Origin of the sequence: Paracoccus aestuarii, from assembly GCF_028553885.1 — a bacterium.
GTDB lineage: Bacteria > Pseudomonadota > Alphaproteobacteria > Rhodobacterales > Rhodobacteraceae > Paracoccus > Paracoccus aestuarii.
Genome location: NZ_CP067171.1, coordinates 183472 through 190534, shown reverse-complemented (window position 1 = coordinate 190534; position 7063 = coordinate 183472). Strand labels below are relative to the sequence as shown.

The 7063-nt window shown below is 68.7% G+C and carries 5 protein-coding genes and 2 pseudogenes; 6 read left to right on the top strand and 1 reads right to left on the bottom strand.

The genetic code is table 11. From position 1 onward, the window contains the following. Positions 1 to 406: 406 nt before the first annotated feature. The 3 genes and pseudogenes from JHW48_RS17965 to JHW48_RS17955 form a co-directional block, all read left to right on the top strand. Positions 407 to 1078, top strand: a complete 672-nt coding sequence (locus JHW48_RS17965; RefSeq protein WP_119886607.1) for a hypothetical protein — start codon at positions 407 to 409, stop codon at positions 1076 to 1078. 57 nt (positions 1079 to 1135) lie between these two features. Next, positions 1136 to 2127 (top strand): annotated as a pseudogene (locus JHW48_RS17960) (IS481 family transposase); the annotation flags it as partial. Further along, positions 2119 to 2666, top strand: a pseudogene (locus JHW48_RS17955) (IS5 family transposase); the annotation flags it as partial. The pseudogenes JHW48_RS17960 and JHW48_RS17955, both read left to right, overlap by 9 nt. A gap of 19 nt (positions 2667 to 2685) precedes the next feature. Here the strand turns inward: JHW48_RS17955 and JHW48_RS17950 are convergent. After that, positions 2686 to 3339, bottom strand: a complete 654-nt coding sequence (locus JHW48_RS17950) for a GntR family transcriptional regulator (RefSeq protein ID WP_119886266.1) — start codon at positions 3337 to 3339, stop codon at positions 2686 to 2688. Positions 3340 to 3513: 174 nt separating this feature from the next. Here JHW48_RS17950 and JHW48_RS17945 point away from each other — a divergent pair, with 174 nt between their 5' ends. The 3 genes from JHW48_RS17945 to JHW48_RS17935 are packed head-to-tail and all read left to right on the top strand — an operon-like array spanning position 3514 to position 7063. After that, entirely contained in the window at positions 3514 to 4740 is a 1227-nt protein-coding gene (locus JHW48_RS17945) for an NRAMP family divalent metal transporter (protein ID WP_119886265.1), read from the top strand. A 17-nt stretch (positions 4741 to 4757) separates the two neighbouring features. Continuing rightward, positions 4758 to 5513, top strand: a complete 756-nt coding sequence (locus JHW48_RS17940; RefSeq protein WP_119886264.1) for a LamB/YcsF family protein — start codon at positions 4758 to 4760, stop codon at positions 5511 to 5513. After that, on the top strand, positions 5510 to 7063 hold the full coding sequence (locus JHW48_RS17935) for a 5-oxoprolinase subunit B/C family protein (RefSeq protein WP_119886263.1): 1554 nt from the start codon (positions 5510 to 5512) through the stop codon (positions 7061 to 7063). The genes JHW48_RS17940 and JHW48_RS17935 overlap by 4 nt, the downstream gene beginning before the upstream one ends.

Genomic DNA, 7063 nt, shown 5'->3' with positions numbered 1-7063 from the left:
GATATGCCTGTTCTCAAGGACGCAGATTCCTGCCTGTTCCTCTTTTACGCCGGATTTGCGGTCTTGGCAAAAGCCTTGTTCACTGCAATGCGAAAACGCATCCGCCCAGTCTCTGCTGGGCGAATCGCCCGGCCAGGGTGCTCGGGCCGAATGGGGGACAGACCTGGCCAAAGCGCTGATGAATGGGGGACAATAGGGGCCGAATGCGGGACGCTTAGAATGGCCCCCTATACCAGTGATACCCTGACTCAGATCGGGAAAAGGGGCAGAGCAACTCCGGCTGCGGATCGCGGCTTGACAGAATCGCGATCAAGGACGCAAATGAGGACAGAGCGGCGAAAGACGTTGGGACGAACCCGCGCCAGCCGCGCCGAGCAGCGACCGGGTCAACCCGGCAGGAGCAGTCATGCAGGTCATCAGACCCGTCGGGCGAGACGCCGCGGCGAAGAAATATGACATCTTGTCAGCCCTTATGGCCCATGGCCTGGCCGGTGACCAGCACCGCCAGCGGCTGGTGCTGCGGCTGACGGTCCTGATCACGGCGCGCTATAACTGGCAGGCGGATGAGCTGACCGTGGGCCAGCGCGAGATCGCGCGGCTGTGGTGCGTGGACGAGCGCACCGTCAAGCGCGACATGGCGCGGCTGCGCCAGCTGGGCTGGATCATCGTCAAGCGGCAGGGGGCGCGGGGCCGGGTCTCGGTGCTGGGGCTGGATCTGGAGCGGGTGATGCTGGACACCCGCCCGGCCTGGGCGAATATCGGGCCGGATTACGTCGCGCGGATGGGCGGGCCCCCGCCCGAGGCCGCGCCGAATGTCGTGCCCTTTTACCGCGACCTGCCGGAGGTGGCGGGCGACGGGCTCTGGCCGCGGATGCGCGCGCTGCTGCGGGCCGAGGACGGGGCGCTCTTCGATGCCTGGTTCGCGCCGCTGGTCGCGGAGGAGGGGGATGGGGGCCTGTCGCTCAGGGCGCCCTCGCGCTTTCATGCGACCTATCTGCGCACGCATCTGATGGGGCGGCTGAGCATGGCCGCGTGGCGCTGCGATCCGGGGGCGGGGCAGGTCCGCATCCTGCCCTAGGTGTTTGATCCCATGGTTTGATGGTGCAATCCTTTCGCAGGAATGGAAGGAAGCATTATGGGACAAGTTCGTCACGGGAGCGCCACGACCACGCACGCTGTCAGAGCTGCAATAATGAGGGCCGGCTCGCCATCGGTCCGAGGGCCTCGCCCGAATGATCGCAAGCTTCGCTCGCGCAGCTGAGCCGGGAGCTCGGCATCAACCCAAAGACTGTCGCGAAGTGGCGCAAGCGCGAGACAGTTGAGGACCGTAAGACTGGGCCGAAGGAGCCACGCTCCACGGTCTTGAGTGAGGCCGAGGAAGCAACAATCGTCGCGTTTCGGCGCCATACGCTGCTGCCGTTGGACGACTGCCTCTACGCTCTTCAGCCCTCTATCCCACATCTGACGCGCTCGGCGCTGCACCGATGCCTGCAGCGGAATGGCATTTCGCGACTGCCGGACGTGGGCGGGGACAAGCCCAAGCGTGCGAAGTTCAAGCGCTACCCGATAGGTTTCTTCCATATCGACATCGCCGAGGTGCAGACGGCCGAAGGCAAGCTCTTCCTCTTCGTAGCCATTGATCGCACCAGCAAATTTGCTGTCGTTCAATTGGCGGAAAAGGCCAACAGGAAAACCGCTTGGGAGTTCCTGGAGCACCTTCTGGACGTCGTGCCCTACCGCATCCACACGATCCTGACCGATAATGGCATCCAGTTCGCAGAGCAGCCTCGAAACCGTAACACTCCTTACTCTCGGCAAATGCGGTTCGACATGATTTGCGAGGCAAACGGGATCGAGCATCGGCTGACCAAGCCCAACCACCCGTGGACGAATGGCCAAGTCGAGCGGATGAACAGGACGATCAAGGACGCGACCGTCAAGCGCTACCACTACGACAGCCACAGCCAGCTGCGCACGCACCTCGCCGATTTCATCGCCGCCTACAATTTCGCACGCAGGCTCAAGACGCTGAGCGGTGTCACACCCTACGAATACATCTGCAAGGTCTGGACTTCAGAGCCAGACAGATTCATCGTCAATCCGATCCACCAGATGCCGGGACTGAACACCCGGATCATGGTCGGCCTTGCCGCCGAGAGCGCCGAGCACAAGACGATCATGAATGACGCGACCTATCTCACGGCACACCGCACGGCCTCGAGCCTTGGGGTGAAAAAGGGGGGCGCGGGCGCCAGATCGGGCGCACCAAAGGCGGTATGAACACCAAGTTGCACGCTGTCGCCGATGCGAAGGGGCGGCCGATCGGGTTCTTCATGTCGGCCGGCCAGGTTAGCGATTACACCGGCGCGGCGGCGCTGCTGGGCAGCCTGCCGAAGGCTGAGTGGCTTCTGGCCGACAGGGGCTACGACGCTGACTGGTTCAGAGACGCTTTGAAAGACAAGGGGATAAAGGTTCGCATCCCCGGACGGAGGTCCCGCAAGAAGGTCGTCAAATACGACAAGCGGCGTTACAAAAGGCGTAACCGCATCGAAATCATGTTCGGACGTCTGAAGGACTGGAGGCGCGTCGCAACCCGTTATGACCGCTGCCCGGAAACGTTCTTCTCAGCGATCATGCTCGCCGCAACCGTCTTGTTCTGGCTGTGAAACTTAATGAGTCTGGAGCCTAGCCGATCCGGGCGAAGGCGGCCATGACCACGCGCTCGGATTGGTCGAGATAGCGCGCGAGGCTGTCCGCCGCCCCGGCCGCATCGCCTTGGGTGAGCCGCGACAGGATCGCGCCGTTCTCCTGCAGGAAGGGCGCGTGCAGGCGCTCGGGGCTGTCCAGCAGGCCGAAGGCCAGGCGCAGCTCGGCCATGGCCTGGGCGAAGAAGGCCGCCAGGCGCGGGCTGTCGGCCAAGGCGACGATGGCGCCGTGGAACTGCATGTTCGCGCTGCCGACCGCGCGCCAGTCGCCCGCCTCGCGTGCGGCGCGGGCCTGGGCCACCGCCTCGGCCATGGCGAGGACCGCGCCGTGGCGGGGCCAGGCCTGGGCCAAGGCGGGGATCTCGATCAGCCGGCGGACGCGGTAGATGTCCAGCACCCCCGCCATGGTCGGCACCGCGACCGAGACGCCGCGATGGGGGGCATGGGTCAACAGCCCCTCATGGACCAGCAGGCGGAAGGCCTCGCGCAGGGTGTTGCGCGACACGGCCAGATCGGCGGCCAGGCGCTGTTCCGACAGGCGCGCGCCCGGCGGCAGATGGCCCGCCATGACCTGGCCGCGCAGCCGGGCGGCGGTCTGTTCGGTCAGGCCGGGGGTCGTGGAATCATCGCTCATGCCGGCATCATGGCGGGGCAGGGGGGGCGCGGCAAGCCATGCGGGCTGCCCGTCTGATGGGCAGGTTCGGGCAGCATTGTTCAACAATATGGGTCCAGTTGTCATAAAAATGTTGACGGATCGCCCCCGGATCGGAAACCCTCGGGTCAAAAGCATCGACAGAGGGGTCCCATCATGTCCACCGACCGCGGCATCGCCGCAGCCAGCCTGCGCGGAGGCCTGCTGGCCGCGATCTTCCTGATGGCGACATCGGCGATCGGGCCGGGCTTCATCACCCAGACCGCCAGCTTCACCGCGCGGATGGGATCGGCCTTCGCCTTCGCGATCCTGGCCTCGATCCTGATCGATTTCGTGGTGCAGCTGAACATCTGGCGCATCACCGCCCTGACCGGGCGGCGCGCATCCGAGACGGCGAATGCGGCGATTCCCGGCGCGGGCTATCTGCTGACGGCGCTGGTGGTGATCGGCGGGCTGGCCTTCAACATCGGCAATATCGCGGGCGGCGGGCTGGGGCTGAACGCGATGATCGGGCTGGATCCGCGGATCGGCGGGGCGATCACCGCGGCTTTGGCCATCGGGATCTTTCTGTCGCATCAGGCGGGCATCCTGCTGGACCGGATGATCGTGGTGCTGGGCGTGGTCATGATCCTGCTGGTGCTGTTCGTGGCGCTGCAATCGAACCCGCCGGTGGGCGAGGCGCTGCGCCAGACCGTCTGGCCCGACCGGATCGATTTCGCCGCCATCACCACCATCGTGGGCGGCACGGTCGGCGGCTATATCACCTATGCGGGGGCGCATCGGCTGCTGGACAAGGGCCTGACGGGCGAGGCGAACCTGGCCGCCGTGACCCGCGGCGCGCTGACCGGGATCGCGGTCACGGGCGTCATGCGATTCGTGCTGTTCCTGGCGATCCTGGGGGTTGTGGCGTCGGGCGTGACGCTGGATCTGTCGAGCCAGGGCGCCAACCCCGCGGCCCAGGCCTTTCAGGCGGCGGCGGGCGATTGGGGGATGCGGGTCTTCGGCGTGGTTCTCTGGGCGGCGGCGCTGACCTCGGTGATCGGGGCGGCCTATACCTCGGTCAGCTTTCTGGATGTTGCGGGGATCCGCAGCGACCGGGCGCGGCGCCATGCGACGGTGGCCTTCATCGGCACGTCGCTGCTGGTCTATCTGTCGATCGGCACGGCGCCGGCGGCGATCCTGGTCTTCGTGGGCGGCTTCAACGGGTTGATCCTGCCGATCGGCCTGACGATCTTCACCTATATCGGGTTTGCGCGGTCCGACCTGATGGGCGGGCACCGCTACAACCGGATGCTGCTGGTGCTGGGGGCGATCACCTGCGCGCTGACATGGTATATGGGGGCGCGTTCCGTCGGCACCATCTTTGCGTTTCTGGGCACCTGAGGGAGGGAGGAGAACCGATGCGGATCGATCTGAACAGCGACCTGGGCGAGGGTTACGGCGCTTGGCGCATGGGCGATGACGCGGCGATGCTGGGCATCGTCAGTTCGGCCAACATCGCCTGCGGGTTTCATGCGGGCGACCCGGAGGGGCTGCTGGAGGTGTTGGCCGAGGCGGCGCGGCGCGGCGTCGTGGTGGGCGCGCATGTCAGCTATCCCGACCGGGTGGGCTTTGGCCGCCGGGCGATGGATGTGGCGCCCGCGACGCTGCGCGCCGACGTGATCTATCAGATCGGGGCGCTGGCGGGGCTGGCGCGGGCGGCGGGGACGCGGGTGGCCTATGTCAAGCCGCATGGCGCGCTCTACAACACGATCGCGGCGGATGCGGGGCAGGGGGATGCGGTGATCGACGCGATCCGGGCCGTGGATCCCGGACTGGTGCTGATGGGGCTGGCGGGGGCGCCGATCCTGGACCGCGCCCGCGCAGCGGGCCTGCGCGTGGTGGCCGAGGCCTTCGCCGACCGCGCCTATACGGCGGCGGGCGCGCTGGTCTCGCGGCGGCTGCCCGGCGCGGTGCTGCATGACCCGGACCTGGTGGCGGCCCGGATGGTCCGCCTGGCCACCGAAGGGGTGATCGAGGCCCAGGACGGGTCCGACCTGCATCTGCGCGCCGATAGCATCTGCGTGCATGGCGACAGCCCCGGCGCGGTCGCCATGGCCGGGGCGGTGCGCGCCGCGCTGCTGGATCGCGGCGTGACCATCGCGGGCTTCGCATGACCCGGGTCCTGCCCATCGGCCCGCGCTGCCTGCTGGTCGAGCTGGAGGATCTTGGCCGGACGCTGGCGCTCTTCGATGCGCTGGCCGCCGATCCGGTGCCGGGCATCGCCGAGATCGTGCCCGCCGCCCGCACGCTGATGGTGACCACCGCGCCGGGGGTGCCGGCGGATGCGGATCTGGCCCGCGCGATCCTGGCGCGGCGGCCTGCAGGCAGCCACATCCCCGACCGGGACGCCCCGGTCGTCGAGATCCCGATGACCTATGACGGCGAGGATCTGGACGAGGTCGCGGCCCTGATGGACCTGACCCGGGCCGAGGTCATCGCCGCCCATCAGGAGGCCGTCTGGCAGGTGGCCTTCTGCGGCTTCGCGCCGGGCTTTGCCTATATGACCTGCGGGGATGCGCGCTTCGATCTGCCGCGCAGGCCCGCGCCGCGCACGCGCATTCCGGCAGGCTCGGTCGCGCTGGCGGGGCGGTTCTGCGGGGTCTATCCGCAGGCCAGCCCCGGCGGCTGGCAGCTGATCGGCCGGACGGCGCTGCCGATGTTCGACCTGGCCCGCGACCCGCCGGCCATCCTGCAGCCGGGCGTCCGCGCGCGATTCGTCGAGGGTCGGGCGCACGTCCATCCGGTGGCCACCCCGCCCGCGCCCGCTGTGCGGGGGCTGCGCGTCATCCGCACCGGCTTTCCGATCCTGCTGCAGGACGGGGGGCGCATCGGTCAGGCGGGGCAGGGGGTCAGCGCCTCGGGCGCGCTGGACCGGGGCGCGCTGCGCCGCGCCAACCGGGCGGTGGGCAACCCCGCCGACGATCCCGCGATGGAGATCACCTTGGGCCCCCTGCGCCTGCGGGCCGAGGTCGCGATGACTCTGGCCCTGGCCGGTGCGGGCCAGGCCGTGGTCGCCGGGCGCGCGGTGCCGCGCGGCGCGGCCTTTGCCGTCGATGCCGGGGACGAGATCGCGATCGAGGCCCCCGCGCGCGGCATGCGCAGCTATCTGGCGCTGCGGGGCGGGTTCGACATCCCCCCCGTCATGGGATCGGCCGCGACCGACACGCTGGCCGGGATCGGCCCCGCGCCCCTGACCGACGGGGACGCGCTGGCCCCGGCGGGCCGACCGGCAGAGGCGGTGACCGACCAAGGCCCCGGCCCCGATCTGCCCCGCCCCGAGGGCGTGGTGCGGCTGGCCGTGACGCTCGGGCCGCGGACGGATTGGTTCGACGCGGCGGCGGTCGCGCGCTTTCTGGGCCAGGATTGGCGGGTGACGCCGCAATCCTCGCGCGTGGGGGTGCGGCTGGCGGGCGATGCGATCACCCGCGACGGCCCCGAACTGCCGAGCGAGGGCACCGCGACCGGTGCCGTCCAGATCCCCCATTCCGGCCAGCCGGTGCTGTTTCTGGCCGATCACCCGCTGACCGGCGGCTATCCCGTCATCGCCACCCTGCGCCCCGAGGCGCTGGACCTGGCCGGCCAGCTGCCCCCCGGCGCGCGGATCCGCTTCGTCGCGGATGCGCCCTTTGCCCCCATCCTGTCCGAGAGGTCCGATGTTTCTTGA

Bases quoted from the DNA above. Each gene is read 5' to 3' on its own strand.
- JHW48_RS17965 (WP_119886607.1), top strand. From the start codon at position 407: ATGCAGGTCATCAGACCCGTCGGGCGAGACGCCGCGGCGAAGAAATAT.
- JHW48_RS17950 (WP_119886266.1), bottom strand. From the start codon at position 3,339: ATGAGCGATGATTCCACGACCCCCGGCCTGACCGAACAGACCGCCGCC.
- JHW48_RS17945 (WP_119886265.1), top strand. From the start codon at position 3,514: ATGTCCACCGACCGCGGCATCGCCGCAGCCAGCCTGCGCGGAGGCCTG.
- JHW48_RS17940 (WP_119886264.1), top strand. From the start codon at position 4,758: ATGCGGATCGATCTGAACAGCGACCTGGGCGAGGGTTACGGCGCTTGG.
- JHW48_RS17935 (WP_119886263.1), top strand. From the start codon at position 5,510: ATGACCCGGGTCCTGCCCATCGGCCCGCGCTGCCTGCTGGTCGAGCTG.